This window comes from Candidimonas sp. SYP-B2681 (assembly GCF_003971065.1).
Taxonomy (GTDB): Bacteria; Pseudomonadota; Gammaproteobacteria; order Burkholderiales; family Burkholderiaceae_B; genus Pollutimonas.
This window is the reverse complement of sequence record NZ_RYDV01000013.1, coordinates 11,535-29,810: the sequence shown is the minus strand read 5'-3', so window position 1 is coordinate 29,810 and position 18,276 is coordinate 11,535. Positions and strand designations below refer to the sequence as shown.

Genomic DNA, 18,276 nt, shown 5'->3' with positions numbered 1-18,276 from the left:
GGCGCTCGCGGGCAGCTTGCCCTTAGGGACCCCTATCGGTTCTTTCTTCTGGTCTCGTGCCATGGCTTGTCTCCTTTAAGACAATCATAGACCCGAACACAAAATTTCCGACACTCTCCCGCGAACGGCGAGTCTGGCCAGGCTCAGCCGCCCAGCCTTCGCGTCACGCTCAAATAAGGATGTATCAGGAAACGTCAAATTTGCGACACTGCACCGGCGCCATGCTCTACAAGTAGTCGAAGATTCAAAATACCGGACAACCTCCTACGATGCCGATCGATCCTTGAACACCGGCGGCTTAGGCGCAATCGACAGCCCGAACATCCGCCAGTACACCCAAATATTGAAAATCAACGCCACCGGCAACGCCACAACCGTCGTCGCCAGGATCAAACGCAACGAATCCACCGACGCCGCAGCGTCCCAAATCGTTACATCGTCCAACACCAAATAAGGAAAAAAACTATACCCCAGCCCGCCCAACGTAATCAAAAAAACCATCAAAGTCATCACGAACGGCAACGCAGTCGTCCGGTAACTACTATTGATCATCCGCTGAAAGCACATTTCGATCGACACAAAACCGGCCAACACACAAACCCACAGCAACACCACAATGGGCCAATGAGGCCCGTCGCTCCATTTCAAGAAAATACCCGCATTCGCAAACGCCAACACCACCGACACACCCACAGCGCCCGCTGCCGCCCATCGAACGGCCCGCCGGCCCCACATCACCGCACGGGCGCGAAGCTCGCCCGCCTCGCGCATGATCAGCCACGACGCGCCCAACAGACAATACGCAGATATCGCGCAGAACCCCAAAAATAGAGAAAACCACAGATAACCCGACCGCGTCTGATACGTAACCACGATTTGGGCTAGCAAAAGCCCATGCGCCGCGGCCGTAATAAGCGAACCCACCGCAAAACCCAGAAGCCAGCGCGACTGCAACTCCTGCGGTGCCCGCAAACGCAGTTCGAATGAAATCGACCGCAACAACACACCCAGCGCCAGCACGCACAATGGCAGATACAGCTCTCCCATTACGCTGCCCCAGGCGTGCGGGAAGGCGGCAACGAAAAGACCCATGCCTAAAAACAGCCAAAACTCATTGGCATCGCGCCACGGACTCAACAGAGACAGCATCCGCGGACGTAAGTCGGCTGGGGCGAACAAAGCAAGACAGCCAACGCCAATATCGAAGCCATCAAGTATCGTCCCCGCCACAATAATGGCAAAAAGCAAGGCCATGAATACCATCGGCATCCAGAACCCTGGATCCTGCGCGTTCATACCCAGAGAAACCGCAAATGAATCGATCATGCGCGGCCCCTTCGTCTGGCAATCGGCACGACCCCATAGCGGGCAATATGACGCAAGAGTTGGAAAAAACCGGCTAGAAACAGCACATAGAACACCACATAAGCCACATACCCACCCATGAGAATGTCGAAAGACGTGTCGCTTGCAATCTCACTTACGGTAATGGTGCCCGTGACGGCATAGGGAAAAGAACCAAACAGTAGATAAGCCAGCCCGGCCAACAACAAGACCCAGCCCAAGAAAGTCATGCTTGACAGCACGTGGCGCCATCCGCGCGACAAGGCGCCCGGATCGTAATCAACACGCCGTGCGCGCCACAGCGTTAATGTAATGACCAGTGCCATCAGGCAGGCCGCCAATACGGCAATGCGGAAGGACCAGAATGTCAGCCCCACCGGGGGTGTCATGCCTGAAAAATGATCCAGCCCGCGAAAGTTACCGCCGATTTCGCGGCCCAGCCACATGCCGCCCGCATCGCGCAACACCCAGGCGGCACGATTGGCGGCCGCTCCAACGTCGGGCCAGCCAAACAAGACGAGGTCCGGTTGCGGGCTGCTATTCCAATATGCGGCTGCCGCCGCCGCTTTGGCGGGTTGATACTGCGCCGTCATCTGAACGGATCCAGCGCCCACCAGAATCATCAGGACAATAGCGAAACCCGCCATGCACAAAGCGGTTTTGAACACCACTCGACCGCTGATGTCTGCGGGCCGACGCAAGGTCTGCCCCGCCACAACGCCCAACATCAGGAAAGCAACCGTCAATGCACTGGTAAGGATGAACAGTCCTGCGTACCAGGGCAAGGCAGGGTTAAGCATCACGGCCCACCAATCCAGTACGTGATATTGCCCATCTACCCAGCTGACTCCAGCAGGAACGTGCATCCAGGAAAGCAGCACCAGCAGCCAGAACGATGAGACCAGCACGCCCACCGCAACCATGAACACCAGGATCGCATGTACCTTGTCCGACACATAACGTTGCCCGAATAACATCGCGCCAAGAAAACAGGACTTAAAGATGAAAGCCGACAATATAGCGGCGGCCAGAAGTGGTCCTGCCACATCACCGATTTTTTCCATCAAGGATGGCCAAAGGCTGCCAAACTGGATCAATACCGGCATGCTCGAGGCAAAGCTCAAAATAAAAGCCAGCGCAAATACTCGCACCCAGAAGCGATAAGCTTCTGTCCACGGCGCCGAAGCGGGACCCAGCGAACGAAGCTTGAAATACAGCAACACCCACGCCAGGCCGAGCTCTATGACCAGAAACAGCAACATAAAGCCCAGGCTGGAAAAGAACTGGATCTGAGATAACCACAAGGTCGAGTACGTCATAATGTGCGCTAGTTTAGAGCCACTTCCTGATTTGCGACTACCGCCAGCAAGCAAATAACCCTGAACGTGGCAAAATGCTTACTTCTCCGCCATTTGATTGTTGACTCTGTATGACTTCTGTACCCAGCCCCGCACCGGTTTCGAATTTTCTGCGCACCATCATTGATAACGACCTCGCTCAAGGCCGCTACGCCGATAAGCGCTGGGCGGGACGGCCTGGACCTGCGTCTGTACAGCAACAGGGAAGTATCGACGCCGCTCGAATCCGCACCCGTTTTCCGCCAGAACCCAATGGCTACCTGCACATCGGGCACGCGAAAAGCATCTGCCTGAACTTCGGACTGGCACGCGACTACCAGGGTGCCTGCCACTTACGTTTTGACGACACCAATCCCGAGAAGGAAGAAGACGAATACGTCAAGGCCATCATCGACATGGTGAAATGGTTGGGCTTTGATTGGCAGTACGGCGAAGAGTCCAACTGCTACTTTGCCAGTGACTACTTCCACTACATGTACGGGTTCGCACAGGCGCTGGTGAAAGCGGGTCATGCCTATGTCGATGAGCTAAATGCGGAACAAATGCGAGCCATGCGCGGCACCCTTACTGAAAAGGGGAAAGATTCTCCGTGGCGCGACCGCCCGGCGGCCGAATCGCTCGCCTTATTAGAAGAGATGCGTCAGGGCAAACATCCCGATGGCAGCCTTGCCCTGCGCGCAAAAATCGATATGGGCTCGCCTAATATTAATATGCGTGACCCCGTGCTATATCGCATCCGTCACGTTGCTCACCATCGCACCGGCACCGAATGGTGCATATACCCGATGTATGCGTGGGCTCATCCGGTCGAAGATGCACTCGAAGGCATTACACACAGCATATGCACGCTGGAGTTCGAAGATCAGCGCCCTTTTTACGACTGGATCCTCAATCATCTGGCCGAACTGGATCAGTTGGCGCAGCCGCTTCCGCGGCAGTACGAGTTTGCCCGCCTCAATTTAAGTTATGTCGTCACCAGCAAACGCAAGTTGCTCCAGCTTGTGCGCGAAGGCCTGGTTAACGGCTGGGACGACCCGCGCCTTCCCACTCTTGCGGGTTTGCGGCGCCGCGGCTATACGCCCGAAGCCATACGACTGTTTTGCGAGCGCCTCGGGGTATCAAAGGCTGATTCCCGCATCGACTACAGCGTGCTTGAGCAAGCCTTGCGCGACGATCTCGACCCCAAAGCAGCACGAGCAGTCGCCGTGATCGACCCTATAAAGCTTGTGTTGACCAATTACCCCGAAGGCCAAAGCGAACTCTGTCACGCCCCGATAAATCCGCATGACGCAGATGCCGGCATGCGCGAATTTCCATTGTCGCGTGAACTATTGATAGAACGCGACGACTTTAAAGAAGACCCGCCCAAAAAATATTTCCGCCTCTTCCCGGGTAGTACGGTACGCTTGAAATACGGCTATATTATTCGCTGCACAGGCTGTGTAAAAGATGATCAAGGCAATGTTGTCGAGGTTCATGCTGAATATTTACCCGATACCAAAAGTGGCACACCTGGCGCAGACTCGGTAAAGGTAAAAGGCAATATCACCTGGGTTAGCGCCGCTCACGCAGTCGCTGCTGAAATACGCATGTACGATCGGCTTTTCACCGATCCGCATCCCGATGCCGGTGACAAGGATTTCCTGGCGGCCCTGAATCCCGACTCATGCCAAGTTGTACAGGGCTGGCTCGAACCCGGCCTCGGCGCGGTACCTGGTGCCACATGGCAGTTCGAAAGACTGGGCTATTTTGTTGCTGATCGCGAAGAATCGACGGCCGAAAAGCCTGTCATCAATCGTGCCATCACCCTCAGGGATTCGTGGGTATCTAACAACTAACGCGCAAGCGAAGATGTAAATTTTATTTGTGAAAACCGACCAGTGAGCGACTCTCCCCCCACCCGCAAGGGCCAGTTGGCCCTAGACTTCAAAAGTGCGACGCTCTACGCTTTGCGCGTCGTGCTGCACAGTCACGAAACGGCCGACCTGATCGCTGCCCTGGATCAGCGCATGCGCGATGCCGGCTCCTTCTTCGAGAACGAACCCGTCGTAATCGATGCCACCCAGGTCAACCAGCCCGTAGACTGGGACGCCCTGGTGCAAGCCCTGGTCACCCACCGCCTGCATCCCGTTGGGGTCGTGGCACATGAAGGCAATCTGGAATCCGCCAAATCCTGTGGGCTGGTGGCTGTTGACCTTGCCAACCCAGCGCCACGCCCGACCAGTACACCAGTTGCCGATAAAGACGTGCCCGTCGTTGCGCCGCCCACAGAAAATCAGTCCCCTTCCAGTGCGGCGCCTGAAAAAGCGGCAGCCGATCCGGCCATAGCCGAAATAGCACCCGCTGCCATGGTGATCAATCGCCAGTTGCGATCCGGACAACGTATTTACGCCCGCAACACTGATCTGATTGTTATCGGCGTCGTCAGCCAGGGCGCTGAAATCATCGCAGACGGCAATATCCACGTGTATGGCCCATTGCGCGGCAAGGCAATGGCCGGGGCCCGCGGGGATACCAGCGCAAGAATATTCACGACGCAATTGGACCCCGAACTGCTGGCCATAGCCGGCGTGTATCGCGTGATCGAGACCCGTCTGGATTCGACCCTGCTCAATCAACCGACGATTGTGCAGCTTGATGGTGACCAATTGAAAATTACGGCGCTGGGCAAGTAAGATATTTTTTGTTGCGAACCAACTGTTAAATAGCTGCAGGACACAGCAACATTGTTGCCGTTTTGCTTTACGATTATAAGATTTACCAAAAACTAAAGGAATGCAATCGTCATGGCGCGAATTGTTGTGGTGACTTCCGGCAAAGGCGGGGTGGGCAAAACAACCACCAGTGCCAGCTTCTCTTCAGGACTGGCGATGCGGGGCCATAAAACGGTGGTTATCGACTTCGACGTTGGCTTGCGCAATCTTGATCTGATCATGGGTTGTGAACGTCGAGTAGTCTATGATTTCGTCAATGTCATTCAGGGCGAGGCGACCCTTAATCAGGCCCTCATCCGCGACAAGCAACTTGAAAACCTTTTCATACTGCCTGCATCGCAAACTCGCGATAAAGATGCGCTGACCAAAGAAGGCGTCGAGAAAGCACTCAAAGATCTGGGCGAGATGGGTTTCGAGTATATTGTGTGCGACTCGCCTGCCGGCATTGAAACAGGCGCTTTGATGGCCTCCTATTTTGCTGACGATGCGTTGGTCGTCACTAACCCTGAAGTCTCATCGGTACGAGATTCCGATCGTATTCTGGGAATTCTGTCGGCCAAGTCGCGACGTGCGGAAAAAGCCGAAGACCCGATCAAGGAGTACCTTCTGCTTACTCGATACAACCCCAAACGTGTCGCAGACGGCGAGATGCTTTCGCTGAAAGATATCGAAGACATCTTGCGCATTAAACTGCTCGGTGTCGTGCCCGAATCTGAGTCTGTGCTGCAGGCTTCCAATCAGGGTATCCCGGCGATCCACATACGCGATAGCGATGTGTCAGCCGCTTATCAAGATATTGTTGCCCGCTATCTCGGCGAAGACAAACCCTTGCGATTCGTCGACTACGAAAAACCCGGCTTATTCAAGCGCCTCTTCGGAGGGAAATGATATGTCCTTCCTGTCATTCCTGCTCGGCCAAAAAAAGACTTCTGCCAGCGTCGCAAAAGACCGCTTGCAGCTTATTCTCATTAACGAACGTGGCGACGGCATCACCCCCGACTACCTGCCCCGCTTGCAAAAAGAACTTGTCGAAGTGATCTCGCGTTACGTCAAGATCAATCCTGAAGACATCAAGGTCAATCTGGACCGTCAGGATTCCCTGGAAATTCTTGAAGTCAAAATCGAGATGCCTCAGGCAGAAGGACGCTAGGCAGGCGTGAACCTAACGGTTCACAAACTGCTAGTGCGAAAAAAAGCCGGCTCAGTGAGCCGGCTTTTCAGATCGTGGGCTATTAACGATTCTTGCCAACCTGGTCGCCGATAACGCCGCCAATGGCCGCACCACCTACAGTACCAAGGATACCGCCATTAGAGATTACCGCCCCGCCCACACCGCCAATACCGGCACCGGTGACGGCGCTTTTCTGACGACTGCTCATGTTGTCCCAGGACGAACAGCCTGCCATGGTGAACGCCAACAAGCTTATGGCGCCCAGCTTGGTAAAGGTAGCTAACTTCATTTTTATCTCCAAACAAATACGTGCAGACCCTTACATTACTCTATTTTCAGCACGATGAGCGCATCGGCGACAGACCTCGTTGTTAGCTGACGAAACAGATGTATCAGAGAGGTGTCACGCCTCTTTTATCAGGGCAAGCACATCTCGGAATTGCGGATGCGCAGGCGACTCCAGCCACTCGAACATGGCCATCTCGGAACTAATTTGTTCGAGTTTGTAATAAGACCATCGCGTGCAGGCCGCGAGGTGATCGTTAATACGCCGAGAACCGATACAATCTGTAACTAGAATCGGCGACAAGCCTAGACCGGCTAAGCCTAGCCCGGTTTGTAACACGCACACATGCGCCTCGGTGCCCATTAACAACACATTGGGCCGCCCCGTCGGGAGTTCCGGCAAAAAGGATGTTTCGCGCGTGGCGTCGAAATGCGTCTTGTGAATGACATGATCGACCCAACGGCGCAAGCTGGGATCAGTTGTGCCTATCTTGTCCACACAATGTTCAGTCGCAACAACAGGAACGCCCAGGAGTTGGGCTGCTCGCAGTAGGCGTTCGGCGCGTCCAAGTACCCCTCCGTGATCATTGATGGCAGGCAACAAGGCGGACTGCATATCGACCAACAGAACCATGGAATCATGGGTACTTAGAGCGGCCATATGGCCTCCGTTAGAAGTAAGCTGCTATTTCAATGCCTTATAACGCAAACGTTTTGGCTTCGCGCCATCTTCGCCCAGACGGCGCTTTTTGTCCGCCTCGTATTCCTGATAGTTACCGTCAAAAAATACGGCCTGGGAATCGCCTTCGAACGCAAGAATATGGGTTGCGATCCGGTCGAGGAACCACCGGTCATGACTGATAACCATGACACTGCCAGCAAATTCCAGCAAAGCATCTTCGAGGGCGCGCAGAGTTTCGACATCGAGATCGTTCGATGGTTCATCCAGCAACAAGACGTTGCCGCCTGCAATGAGCGTTTTAGCCAGGTGCAGCCGACCGCGCTCGCCTCCGGACAGTTTTCCCACAAGCTTGTTCTGGTCCGCGCCCTTGAAATTGAAACGGCCCAGATAGGCGCGCGATGCCATTTCGAACCGGCCTACCGTCAATAAATCGGCCCCGTCGGACACCGCATCAAATACCGATTTCTCGTCGGGTAGCGATTCGCGTGACTGGTCCACAAAGGCCAAGTTGACCGTCTTGCCGATGTTGACCGAACCTGAATCGGGGGTCTCTTGCCCTGCAATCATTCGAAACAGCGTTGATTTACCGGCTCCGTTGGGGCCGATAATGCCGACGATCGCCCCTGCAGGGACCTTGAAACTCAAGCTATCAATAAGCAGGCGATCGCCAAATGCCTTGCTGACATTCTCGAATTCGATGACGTCATTGCCAAGCCGTTCGGCGACAGGGATGAATATTTCCTGGGTCTCGTTCCGCTTTTGATATTCATGCGATGAAAGCTCTTCGAAACGGGCCAGACGTGCCTTGGCCTTCGCCTGGCGGCCCTTTGGATTCTGACGTACCCATTCAAGTTCTTTCTTAATCGTGCGCTGGCGCGCTGATTCGGACGCGTCCTCCTGCTTCAGACGGTCGTCTTTCTGTTCAAGCCACGAGCTATAGTTGCCTTTCCAGGGAATACCATAGCCGCGATCCAGTTCGAGGATCCATTCGGCGGCGTTATCCAGGAAATACCGGTCATGGGTCACCCCCACCACCGTCCCCGGAAACTTGCGTAGGAATTGCTCGAGCCATTCGACGCTTTCGGCGTCCAAGTGGTTGGTAGGCTCATCGAGCAGGAGCATATCTGGCTTGGACAGCAGCAAACGACACAGTGCGACGCGGCGTTTTTCTCCGCCCGAGAGCTGGCCGATGACAGCATCCCAGGGAGCCAGACGCAGAGCGTCGGCCGCGATTTCCATTTGATGCTCGATATCATCGGCACCGCTGGATGCGGCCGCCGCAATGATCGATTCAAGTTCGGCTTGCTCGGTGGCCAACTGATCGAAATCGGCATCGGGCTCAGAATAGGCGGCGTAGACGTCTTCGAGGCGCTTGCGGGCCGAGAAAAGCTCACCGAGGCCCTCTTCGACCGATTGACGCACTGTGTGCTCGGCATTCAACAAAGGCTCTTGCGGAAGATAGCCAATTTTTATTCCAGCCATGGGTATGGCTTCGCCTTCGATCTCGCGGTCTATGCCAGCCATGATCTTAAGCAAAGTCGACTTCCCTGAGCCGTTCAGACCCAGGACGCCAATTTTGGCGCCAGGAAAGAAAGACAAGGAAATATCGCGCAGGATTTGCCGTTTGGGCGGCACGATCTTTCCCACCCGATTCATTGTGTATACGTATTGAGCCATGGCAACAAAAGTCTGAGAGAGGTAAAACGTCGATTGTAGGCTGGACCGGGAAATAAAGTGTTATCCGGGTTACATGCCGCCTGTCCATACCATTCCCACATGCCTTAAAATAGCAAATCTTTACCCTGACGTTGACCACCATGCCCACCTCTCAAGATTCCCCTTTGGTTTTTTCTGCCGACGAACTCGACCTGATCGGTCGAACGGCCGACGCGTTAAGCGCCTACATGGGCAAGCCTGTCCTGGCGGAAGTCATCAATGCCGACGAAACCGGCTTTGAATGGGCAATATTCGCCGTGCCGCTCGACATCGAGGACGACCCGAAAGATCTTGTTGTCGTGCAGATTGGGGGTTCGGGCGCCAAGATCGTGGGCAATCAAGGTGGACTAACGATCGCCGAGGGCGACGTTTTCGATTGCGAATACCTTTGGGCAATCCAGCTGTCTGACCTCGAAGGCGTGCGTTTCATCAAGGTAGATCAGGAAGGTGAGGAGATTGCCTGGTCGGAAAACCTGCGCGACGTTCTTCCTTTCGTCATGACCGACGAAGCCATAAGCGACGACATTGACGACAACGACGACTTTGAAGATGATAGCCCCGACGACGACAACGATGTCTTCGACCCCAATGAATCCGCGACACGCCGTACCTTGCACTGACGCGGTCGAACTCGATTACCCGCTGCCGGCCAGGTAAGTCGTTATCAGGTTCGGGTACGGTCCCTCATGTACAGCAAGGCCCCTATGGGCCACATCACGCCCACCAGCGCGCGAGCACCTATCCCGCGCAAGGTATGTCCGCGCGGAAAAGGTTGATTGCTGTGGCGCAAATGAAGGGAAAACCGGGTATAACGCGCAGCAGCCATCAGGAAGGTGTGCGGTTGATAACGAAACCAGGGCAAACATTCGACGATAGTATCTTGCGCGAGCAACCATAAGCCAAGCGCATGCTGCTGACTTTCCCTGGACTGGCTGGAAAGGGAATCGGCACTATCGTGATAAACCCTGAACACCTGATTTACGAACCGGGTCAGGTAGCCAGCCCGCGCAATGGCACGCCACACGAGGCTCTCAGGCACAAAACCAGCTATTTCCTCTGGGAACGGAAATTGCAGCAGCACATCGGTGCGCAGGCAACCGAACTTTTCGCCCTTGATATGGTATTTGAACGTCATATCGAGCGCCGTGGCATCAAAGATATCCCGCGGAAACATATCACCGACCACATGCCCATCAGGACGCGCGCACAGCCCTGTAATGGCTACAAAACGCGAGCGGTCTTTTTCAGGGATTTCTCGCCATGCGCTTGCCATAGCATAAAGGGCATTGGTATCAAGGCTGTCATCGCTATCCAGAACGACGACTAGTTCCCCGTTCGCCTTTTTCACGCCACGGTTAAAAGCCGTTTTTTTATGCTGATTTTTTTGCCAGACATAATGAATGGGGAAACTGGCTTCTTGTTGCCAGCCCATGACCATGGCTCGGGTGTTATCGGTTGACCCATCGTCGACGATGACCCACTCGAAATCTTGAAATGACTGATCCCGCAAGGAAAGATAGGCTCTTTCCAAGGTATGTGCCCTGTTGTACGTGGGCGTTATGACAGTAAAAAGATGACGCCAGGTCAGCATAGTTATTTTCTATATGTTCTGCCAATGCAAGTGATAATAGGCCAAAAAAAAACCGCAGACCTTGAATCTGCGGTTTCCTTGCCTTACTTACATCCAGACATAATTTGTGCAACAAATACGGCTTTAAATACACCTTACTGTCGCTGCTGCTATATGCCGACGTAAAAAACGGCTTACATCTTCAACATCGAACCTGCTCAACGTCATGCGATTTCAACGTAAAGCGGTCCTACTATTGAAGGTGTTCTACATTAAGCGCGTTTAACTTTTTCCAGCATTTTGAAAACGCCTTTAGGTGCGCGAATAAAAAGACGCTTGAATGCTTTACCCAAGCAACGGCGCTCTAGAGTATTGCGACGCGTACGTTTGATTTCTGCCATGATGATCTCCGATCTTTACATGCGTAGGCTCGCAAAGACGCGACCCTGAAAATTGGTTAACTCGCCATTCTACCTTAAAAATGGCCCTCCACACAAAATGCGCGGCGCCTGACCGGCCAAAGAAGAACGATTATCATAATGTCATGAGCTCACATATACGCATCTTTGGCGCGCGCCAGAACAATCTCAAAAACCTCGATATCTCGATCAACACCGGAGAACTGCTGGTTCTGACCGGTGTATCCGGCTCGGGGAAAAGTTCACTGGCCTTCGATACGTTGTACGCCGAAGGGCAACGACGCTACGTTGAAACGTTCTCGCCCTATGCCCGCCAGTTTCTCGATCGCATGGATAAACCTCAGGTCGACCGAATCGAAGGTATCTTGCCGGCGATCGCCATCGATCAAGTGAACCCGGTTCGAAACTCGCGCAGCACCGTCGGCACCATGACCGAGCTCAACGATCACTTGAAGCTGCTGTATGCCCGCCTTGGCCGCTTGTTCTGTCAATGTTGTGGCACACAGGTACTGCGCGATAGCGCCGAATCGATACAGCAGCAGCTTGCTGTACGCACGCAACCCGGCGACCCGCGCCTGGTGGTTAGCTTCCCCATCGTGATTCCGGCCAATTTCACTGAAGAAGAAGTGCGCGGATTTCTGGATCAGCAAGGCTACACGCGGATTCATCATGAAGAAAGCCGCATGCAGGCGCCGCCAGCAACCAAGGCCAAAGGTAAGACCCAGCGAGCCGGGAAAGCAGAAAAACTGCGTGTCCTATATGTTGTGCAAGACCGCTTCCGCTTCGGTACGGCCGACCTTCAGCGTGTGATGGAAGCGCTGGATGCGGCGCTTAAACAAGGCGATGGGCACATTGCGATTTACGCGCTGGCGGAATCCTCCGACGAAGAGACGGTATGGCGATTCAGCAACCGTCTTCATTGCGCGCACTGCGATATTGAATACACCACGCCGCTACCGAGCAATTTTTCGTTCAATTCTCCACTGGGTGCCTGCGAGTCGTGCCGCGGCTTCGGGCGGGTCATGGGGATCGATTACGGACTGGTCGTGCCGGACGAGAAAAAAACCTTACGCGGCGGCGCGATCAAACCATGGCAAACCGCAAGCTATAAAGAATGTCAGGCGGAAATGGAACAATACGCGCCTGCAGCCGGCATCCGGCTCGATACACCCTGGGAAGCGTTGAACGAACAGGAAAAGCGCTGGGTCATTGACGGCACACCGGACTGGAGAGGCGGTCAAAGCGCCTGGAAAACACAGTGGTACGGCGCCCAGCGTTTCTTCGACTGGCTGGAATCGCGCGCTTACAAAATGCACGTGCGTGTATTGCTGTCCAAGTATCGAAGCTATACACCCTGCCCCACTTGCGGCGGCGCACGGCTAAAACCGGACGCAACGCTTTGGCGCCTGGGTAATCAAACCGGCAGTGACACGGATAATGCCTATCCCCGCTTCATGCCAGTGCATGCGAAGTGGACCCGTGAACAACTGGATGCCTTGCCGGGACTCGGCATACACGACCTTATGCGCTTGCCGGTCAGCCGCGTGCGGGACTACTTTTTCGACATCAGTTTCGGAACAGGCATAGACGCGGCCATCGAGCTTCTACTTAGCGAAGTCCGGACCCGACTGAAATTCCTGTGCGATGTGGGCCTGGGCTACTTGTCGCTTGACCGTCAAAGCCGAACGCTCTCTGGTGGTGAAGTCCAGCGCATCAACCTTACGACGGCTTTGGGCACGTCCTTGGTCAATACCTTGTTCGTGCTTGATGAGCCTTCAATCGGCCTTCACCCGCGCGATATGCACAGGGTGGTAGAGGTCATGCACCGGCTGCGTGCAAACGGTAATACCCTGGTCGTCGTCGAGCACGACCCACAGGTCATGATTGCAGCCGATCGCATCATGGATATGGGGCCGGGCCCAGGAGAGCGCGGCGGGCAAATTGTTTTCGACGGCACACCCGACGCCTTGCGCAACGCCAATACCCTGACCGGTAACTATCTCGGAGGCCGAATGCGGGTCGAAGCGCCGCGACCCATGCCAGTAGCAAGCGGCACGCCCCGGCTTTTACTCGAGGGAGTTAACGCCAACAACCTTAAGAACGTTTCTGTCTCGATCCCGCTGGGAAGGCTGGTCTGCATAACGGGAGTATCGGGGTCAGGAAAGTCCACGCTTATCCAAGATGTGCTGTATCCGGCCATTCTGAAGCAAAAAGGCAAGCCAACCGAAGCTCCGGGCGACCACACTCAGCTCCTGGGTGCGGAACAGCTTGCCGATGTTGTTATGGTCGACCAAACGCCAATCGGGAAAACAGCTCGTTCGAATCCGGCAAGCTATGTGGGCGCATTTGACGCGATACGTAAGCTTTTCGCCCAGGCGACCTTGTCAAAGGAACGGGGCTACACCGCGGGCACGTTCAGCTTCAATAGCGGCGATGGCCGCTGCCCTACCTGTGGCGGAACGGGCTTCGAACACGTCGAAATGCAATTCCTGTCAGATGTTTATCTTCGCTGCCCCGATTGCGATGGCAAGCGCTTTCGGCCAGAGATCCTGGAAGTCAAAGTCGAACACCTGGGCCAGAGCGCCTCGATCGATCAGGTGCTTGCCATGACGATCAGCGAAGCCCTGGCGTTCTTCAGCGGGCTTCGCGATGTGCAATGGAGTTTGGCCCCACTGGCCGATGTTGGGCTCGAATACGTGCGCCTTGGTCAGCCCGTGCCGACTCTGTCGGGTGGCGAAGCGCAGCGTCTTAAGCTGGCAGGCCACCTTGCTGCCGCAACCCGTAGCGGCATCTCGTCGGCAAAGGTGGCCAAAAAAGGCAGCCTTTTCCTGTTTGACGAGCCCACCACAGGCCTCCATTTTGACGATGTCGCCAGACTGATGCGTGCCTTCCGGAAACTGCTGGCCGCGGGTCATTCACTTCTTATCATCGAACACAACCTGGACGTCATCAGGGCCGCAGACTGGCTTATCGACCTTGGCCCCGAAGGGGGCGACGCCGGTGGCCGGGTAATAGCAAGCGGGACACCCGACGACCTGATTCGAAATGAAGAATCGCATACGGGTCGAGCACTTGCCGATTACACCACCGCCATCGTCTATGAAGCCAAGTCGCAACAAGCCCGTCTGCTTGCGGAACCTGCGGTCGAATACAACGGCAACGATGGCACCCCGCTGCAAAGCCTGCTAAGACGCAAACACGGCAAGGTACACAGCATAGACATCATCAACGCCCGTGAACATAACCTGAAAGGTATCAACGTCACGATACCGCGTGATACGTTCACCGTGATCACCGGCGTATCCGGTTCCGGCAAATCGACGCTGGCTTTCGACATTCTGTTCAACGAAGGGCAGCGCCGCTATCTGGAGTCTTTGAATGCCTATGCCCGCGCCATTGTTCAGCCCGCGGGCAAGCCCGATGTCGACGCCATCTACGGCATACCACCGACCGTCGCCATAGAACAGCGCACCAGTCGCGGCGGACGCAAGTCCACCGTGGCCACCATGACGGAAATCCACCATTTCCTGCGCTTGCTTTATGTGAAGCTTGGCACGCAAATGTGTCCGACGTGCAATGTACCGGTCGAGCCGCAAAAGGCCGAACAAATCGTTGCGCAGTTGCTGCGCGACTACAAGGGCAGCCACATTGGCATACTGGCGCCGCTGGTCAGCAACCGCAAAGGTTATTACACCGATCTCGCCAAGTGGGCGGGTAGCAAAGGCTATCCCCACTTGAGGGTCGACGGGGAATTCATTCCCGTTGCACCATGGCCGCGTCTGGACCGGTACAAAGAACACAACATCGAGCTTCCGATTGCCGACCTGCTTGTAGATCCCGCCGACGAACCGGCCCTGCGTGAAGCCATACGCAGCGCGCTGGAACATGGCCAGGGTAGCCTTAGCGTGCTTGTCGGACTCACCGACAACCACACAGAAACAATAGAGCAGCGGCGCCTGGGCGGGCTTAGCGCTGCCCCCGTACAACGCCATTTCTCGGTTAAACGCGCATGCCCGAGCTGCGGCACCAGTTTTCCCGAACCCGACCCGCGCATGTTCTCGTATAACTCGAAACATGGCTGGTGCACGGGCTGCTTCGGTACGGGCCTGCAACTTGCCGGCTTTGACGCCGATCAGACGGGTGAAGAAACCGCCTGGAATGCCTGGTATGAAGGCAACACCGAAACCTGCAGCAGTTGCCACGGCGAACGACTTAACCCGGTGTCCCGCGCGTTCCGATGGCGTGACCGGTCGATCGCTGAACTGGCGGCGCTGCCGGTTTCGGATGCCCAGACGTTTTTTTCAGGACTCGTAAGCCGCGGCAGGGAAGTCGAAATTGCCCGAGATATCCTTTCGGAGATTCAGGGGCGCCTTAATTTCATGCAAGAGGTTGGACTCAGTTATCTGGCGCTTGACCGGGCAGCGCCGACCCTGTCCGGAGGCGAGGCGCAACGCATTCGCCTTGCTGCGCAACTAGGTTCAAATCTGCAAGGGGTCTGCTACATTCTAGACGAGCCCACCATAGGGCTGCATCCGCGTGACAACCAGATATTGCTTAATGCACTGGCCGCCCTCGAGGGCAATGGCAATACGCTGGTCGTTGTCGAACACGATGAAGACACCATACGCCGGGCCTCTCATATTATCGACATTGGTCCGGGCGCGGGAGTTCGGGGCGGGATGGTCGTTGCCCAAGGTACCGCACAAGATATTATGGACAGCCCGACATCCATCACCGGGCAATATCTTAAAAAGCCACTGGCGCACCCCTTACAGCCTCGCCGACCGGTCAACGGCGACACTCCAATGATTCAGGTCAGTAAAGCGCACCTGCATAATCTGCACAATGTCACGACACGCTTACCGGTGGGGCGCCTGACAGTAGTGACTGGCGTTTCCGGTTCCGGCAAGTCCACGCTGGCCCGGGACGTGTTGCTGGACAACCTGGCACAAGCGGTGTCAAAGCGTGAGGCTCCGGTTTGGCACGGTTGCGTCGACATCACAGGATGGGAGCACATCGACCGTGTGCTTGAGGTGGATCAGACCCCTATCGGTAAAACGCCCCGCTCCTGCCCCGCCACGTACATAGGATTCTGGGATGATGTGCGCAAACTGTTTGCCGAAACGCGCGATGCGCGCATACGCGGCTGGACGGCGGCGCGGTTCTCCTTCAATACGGGCGAAGGGCGATGCCCTCTTTGCGAGGGTCAGGGCTTGCGAACCATTGAAATGAGTTTCCTGCCCGACGTCAAAGTGCTGTGTGATGCGTGCACCGGCGAACGCTTCAACCGGGACACGCTAAATGTGACCTGGCGTGAAAAGAATGCCGGGGAGGTTCTGAAAATGGAAGTGGACGAAGCCATCGCCTACTTCGCCGCCCATTCAAAAATTTCCCGCCCCCTGCAGCTGATGCAGGACGTTGGGCTGGGGTACCTCACCTTGGGTCAGCCTTCCCCCACCCTGTCGGGCGGCGAAGCCCAGCGCATTAAACTGGTGACGGAACTGACCAAAGCCCGACTTACCGATGGGGTCATCAAAACCGGTCGGGCGTCGCGCATTCCTCATACGTTGTATGTGCTGGATGAACCCACTGTAGGGCTCTCCATGGCCGATGTCGAAAAGCTTATTCATGTATTGCACCGACTGGTCGAGGCCGGCAATACCGTCGTCGTCATCGAGCATAATCTAGACGTTATTGCCGAGGCCGATTGGATACTGGACCTGGGGCCTGAAGGCGGGAACGGGGGTGGGCGCCTAGTGGCAGAGGGGACACCGGAACATATCGTGAGCCTGAAACAGCATTCCCATACCGGCGCAGTGCTGGGGCCTTTCCTGGAAGCCGCCCACTAATGCTTTGCCGTTTTGAAGATCGTGTGTCCGGGCAGTCGCTGGAATTGCTTGATTACAGTCATCGCATCAGCGCACGCAGTCCGGAAGAATTGTCCGGTGCATTCGAACGCATCGACGCTGCCCAGAAACAAGGCTACTGGGTGGCGCTTCTGCTGGACTATGAACTGGGAGAATGGCTGGAACCCACGGTGGTCAAACACGGCGTTCCGCTTGGCCACACCGAGCCGCAATCCCCCGTTTCCAACAATCCTGCCAGGCTTACGGCACTGGTCTACCGGCGCGCCGTTCACAAGCCGATTCACGACACCTTGAGCGCCATCCACCCCATTACCCTGCGCGCTGAGCCGTTGATCGCCAAAAATAGCTACCAGCGGAAGGTTCAGGAGATCAGGGCTTGCATAGGCCGTGGCGAGCTTTACCAGACCAACTTCACATTTCCCATAAAGATTGAAACGTCAACGCCGCTTGCCGATTTGTACCTGTCGATTGCGACGCGGCACCCCACGGCCCATGCGGCCTACATCGAAGACGGCACACGCAGCATCTTGTCATTTTCGCCCGAGCTCTTTTTCGCCCGAAAAGGTTCAACGGTTACCGTACGGCCCATGAAGGGCACCGCCCCGCGCCACACCGACCCCACGCTGGACCGCCAGTATGGCCAGGAACTTCTGCACAGTGAAAAGAATCGCGCCGAAAACTTGATGATCGTCGATCTGCTGCGCAACGATCTGGGACGGCTTGCGACACCGGGGTCCGTGCACGTTCAAGCCCTCTTTTCTCTTGAGCGTTATCCATCGGTGTGGACATTGACGTCTACCGTTACCGCTCAGCTACCTGGCAGGACGCTGGAAGAGTTACTCCGTGCACTCTTCCCTTGCGGCTCGATTACCGGCGCTCCCAAGATAGCTGCGATGAAAAAAATTCGCGAGCTGGAAAAGGCGCCGCGCGGGATCTATTGCGGGAGCGTGGGGTGGCTCGCTCCCAATGGCGACTGTTCTTTGAACGTCGCGATTCGGACCCTGGTGATGCAACCGGATGGGTCAGGAATTTTCGGCGTGGGCGGGGGCATCGTGTACGACTCTGATCCGGAGCTTGAATGGCAGGAATGTCTGTGGAAAGCCCGCATTCTCTCTAGCGCTCTGACCACCGCAACGGCTTGATCCACTCG

General features: G+C 55.6%; 14 protein-coding genes. 7 read left to right on the top strand and 7 right to left on the bottom strand.

The features are described from left to right. Window positions 1-264 precede the first annotated feature (264 nt). Both EKL30_RS18400 and EKL30_RS18395 read right to left on the bottom strand, forming a co-directional pair. The gene (locus EKL30_RS18400) at window positions 265-1,326 is read right to left on the bottom strand and encodes a cytochrome d ubiquinol oxidase subunit II (RefSeq protein WP_126708711.1); all 1,062 of its coding nucleotides are present in this window, start codon (window positions 1,324-1,326) and stop codon (window positions 265-267) included. Then, on the bottom strand, window positions 1,323-2,663 hold the full coding sequence (locus tag EKL30_RS18395) for a cytochrome ubiquinol oxidase subunit I (RefSeq protein ID WP_126708710.1): 1,341 nt from the start codon (window positions 2,661-2,663) through the stop codon (window positions 1,323-1,325). Before EKL30_RS18395 ends, EKL30_RS18400 begins: the two co-directional genes overlap by 4 nt. 110 nt (window positions 2,664-2,773) lie before the next feature. Here EKL30_RS18395 and EKL30_RS18390 point away from each other — a divergent pair, with 110 nt between their 5' ends. The 4 genes from EKL30_RS18390 (at window position 2,774) to minE (ending at window position 6,566) form a co-directional block, all read left to right on the top strand. Beyond that, on the top strand, window positions 2,774-4,540 hold the full coding sequence (locus tag EKL30_RS18390) for a glutamine--tRNA ligase/YqeY domain fusion protein (protein WP_126708709.1): 1,767 nt from the start codon (window positions 2,774-2,776) through the stop codon (window positions 4,538-4,540). Between the two features lie 42 nt (window positions 4,541-4,582). Next, on the top strand, window positions 4,583-5,377 hold the full coding sequence (gene minC / locus EKL30_RS18385; protein ID WP_126708708.1) for a septum site-determining protein MinC: 795 nt from the start codon (window positions 4,583-4,585) through the stop codon (window positions 5,375-5,377). 111 nt (window positions 5,378-5,488) lie between these two features. Further along, window positions 5,489-6,304: a septum site-determining protein MinD gene (gene minD, locus EKL30_RS18380; protein ID WP_126708707.1), complete on the top strand. Its 816-nt coding sequence runs from the start codon at window positions 5,489-5,491 to the stop codon at window positions 6,302-6,304. Window position 6,305: 1 nt separating this feature from the next. Further along, window positions 6,306-6,566, top strand: coding sequence for a cell division topological specificity factor MinE (gene minE / locus EKL30_RS18375; RefSeq protein ID WP_126708706.1), 261 nt, complete (start codon window positions 6,306-6,308; stop codon window positions 6,564-6,566). Between the two features lie 82 nt (window positions 6,567-6,648). On the opposite strand, the gene EKL30_RS18370 is transcribed toward minE, so the two are convergent. The 3 genes from EKL30_RS18370 to ettA all read right to left on the bottom strand — a co-directional run bounded on the left by EKL30_RS18370 (window position 6,649) and on the right by ettA (window position 9,231). Next, the gene (locus EKL30_RS18370) at window positions 6,649-6,876 is read right to left on the bottom strand and encodes a glycine zipper 2TM domain-containing protein (RefSeq protein WP_126708705.1); all 228 of its coding nucleotides are present in this window, start codon (window positions 6,874-6,876) and stop codon (window positions 6,649-6,651) included. Between the two features lie 114 nt (window positions 6,877-6,990). Beyond that, window positions 6,991-7,533, bottom strand: a complete 543-nt coding sequence (locus tag EKL30_RS18365; protein ID WP_126708704.1) for an isochorismatase family protein — start codon at window positions 7,531-7,533, stop codon at window positions 6,991-6,993. A 24-nt stretch (window positions 7,534-7,557) separates the two neighbouring features. Then, a complete protein-coding gene (gene ettA / locus EKL30_RS18360; RefSeq protein ID WP_126708703.1) occupies window positions 7,558-9,231 on the bottom strand; it encodes an energy-dependent translational throttle protein EttA in 1,674 nt (557 codons plus the stop codon). Between the two features lie 140 nt (window positions 9,232-9,371). On the opposite strand from ettA, the gene EKL30_RS18355 reads away from it, so the two are divergent. Beyond that, window positions 9,372-9,890: a hypothetical protein gene (locus EKL30_RS18355; RefSeq protein ID WP_126708702.1), complete on the top strand. Its 519-nt coding sequence runs from the start codon at window positions 9,372-9,374 to the stop codon at window positions 9,888-9,890. 44 nt (window positions 9,891-9,934) lie between these two features. On the opposite strand, the gene EKL30_RS18350 is transcribed toward EKL30_RS18355, so the two are convergent. Beyond that, window positions 9,935-10,861 (bottom strand): glycosyltransferase family A protein, encoded by a 927-nt coding sequence (locus tag EKL30_RS18350; protein ID WP_126708701.1) that lies wholly within the window; start codon window positions 10,859-10,861, stop codon window positions 9,935-9,937. Window positions 10,862-11,112: 251 nt separating this feature from the next. After that, window positions 11,113-11,241, bottom strand: coding sequence for a hypothetical protein (locus EKL30_RS19350; protein ID WP_255414716.1), 129 nt, complete (start codon window positions 11,239-11,241; stop codon window positions 11,113-11,115). Between the two features lie 143 nt (window positions 11,242-11,384). On the opposite strand from EKL30_RS19350, the gene uvrA reads away from it, so the two are divergent. Both uvrA and EKL30_RS18340 read left to right on the top strand, forming a co-directional pair. Next, a complete protein-coding gene (uvrA, locus tag EKL30_RS18345; RefSeq protein ID WP_126708700.1) occupies window positions 11,385-17,108 on the top strand; it encodes an excinuclease ABC subunit UvrA in 5,724 nt (1,907 codons plus the stop codon). Continuing rightward, window positions 17,108-18,268, top strand: coding sequence for an aminodeoxychorismate synthase component I (locus EKL30_RS18340; RefSeq protein ID WP_126708699.1), 1,161 nt, complete (start codon window positions 17,108-17,110; stop codon window positions 18,266-18,268). The genes uvrA and EKL30_RS18340 overlap by 1 nt, the downstream gene beginning before the upstream one ends. Window positions 18,269-18,276: the final 8 nt, after the last annotated feature.

What these genes read in the sequence shown, in the direction of transcription:
- EKL30_RS18350 (WP_126708701.1), bottom strand. Translation starts at nt 10,861, where the DNA reads ATGCTGACCTGGCGTCATCTTTTTACTGTCATAACGCCCACGTACAAC.
- uvrA (WP_126708700.1), top strand. Translation starts at nt 11,385, where the DNA reads ATGAGCTCACATATACGCATCTTTGGCGCGCGCCAGAACAATCTCAAA.
- EKL30_RS18395 (WP_126708710.1), bottom strand. Translation starts at nt 2,663, where the DNA reads ATGACGTACTCGACCTTGTGGTTATCTCAGATCCAGTTCTTTTCCAGC.
- EKL30_RS18400 (WP_126708711.1), bottom strand. Translation starts at nt 1,326, where the DNA reads ATGATCGATTCATTTGCGGTTTCTCTGGGTATGAACGCGCAGGATCCA.
- EKL30_RS18370 (WP_126708705.1), bottom strand. Translation starts at nt 6,876, where the DNA reads ATGAAGTTAGCTACCTTTACCAAGCTGGGCGCCATAAGCTTGTTGGCG.
- ettA (WP_126708703.1), bottom strand. Translation starts at nt 9,231, where the DNA reads ATGGCTCAATACGTATACACAATGAATCGGGTGGGAAAGATCGTGCCG.
- EKL30_RS18340 (WP_126708699.1), top strand. Translation starts at nt 17,108, where the DNA reads ATGCTTTGCCGTTTTGAAGATCGTGTGTCCGGGCAGTCGCTGGAATTG.
- EKL30_RS18355 (WP_126708702.1), top strand. Translation starts at nt 9,372, where the DNA reads ATGCCCACCTCTCAAGATTCCCCTTTGGTTTTTTCTGCCGACGAACTC.
- minD (WP_126708707.1), top strand. Translation starts at nt 5,489, where the DNA reads ATGGCGCGAATTGTTGTGGTGACTTCCGGCAAAGGCGGGGTGGGCAAA.
- EKL30_RS19350 (WP_255414716.1), bottom strand. Translation starts at nt 11,241, where the DNA reads ATGGCAGAAATCAAACGTACGCGTCGCAATACTCTAGAGCGCCGTTGC.
- EKL30_RS18390 (WP_126708709.1), top strand. Translation starts at nt 2,774, where the DNA reads ATGACTTCTGTACCCAGCCCCGCACCGGTTTCGAATTTTCTGCGCACC.
- EKL30_RS18365 (WP_126708704.1), bottom strand. Translation starts at nt 7,533, where the DNA reads ATGGCCGCTCTAAGTACCCATGATTCCATGGTTCTGTTGGTCGATATG.
- minE (WP_126708706.1), top strand. Translation starts at nt 6,306, where the DNA reads ATGTCCTTCCTGTCATTCCTGCTCGGCCAAAAAAAGACTTCTGCCAGC.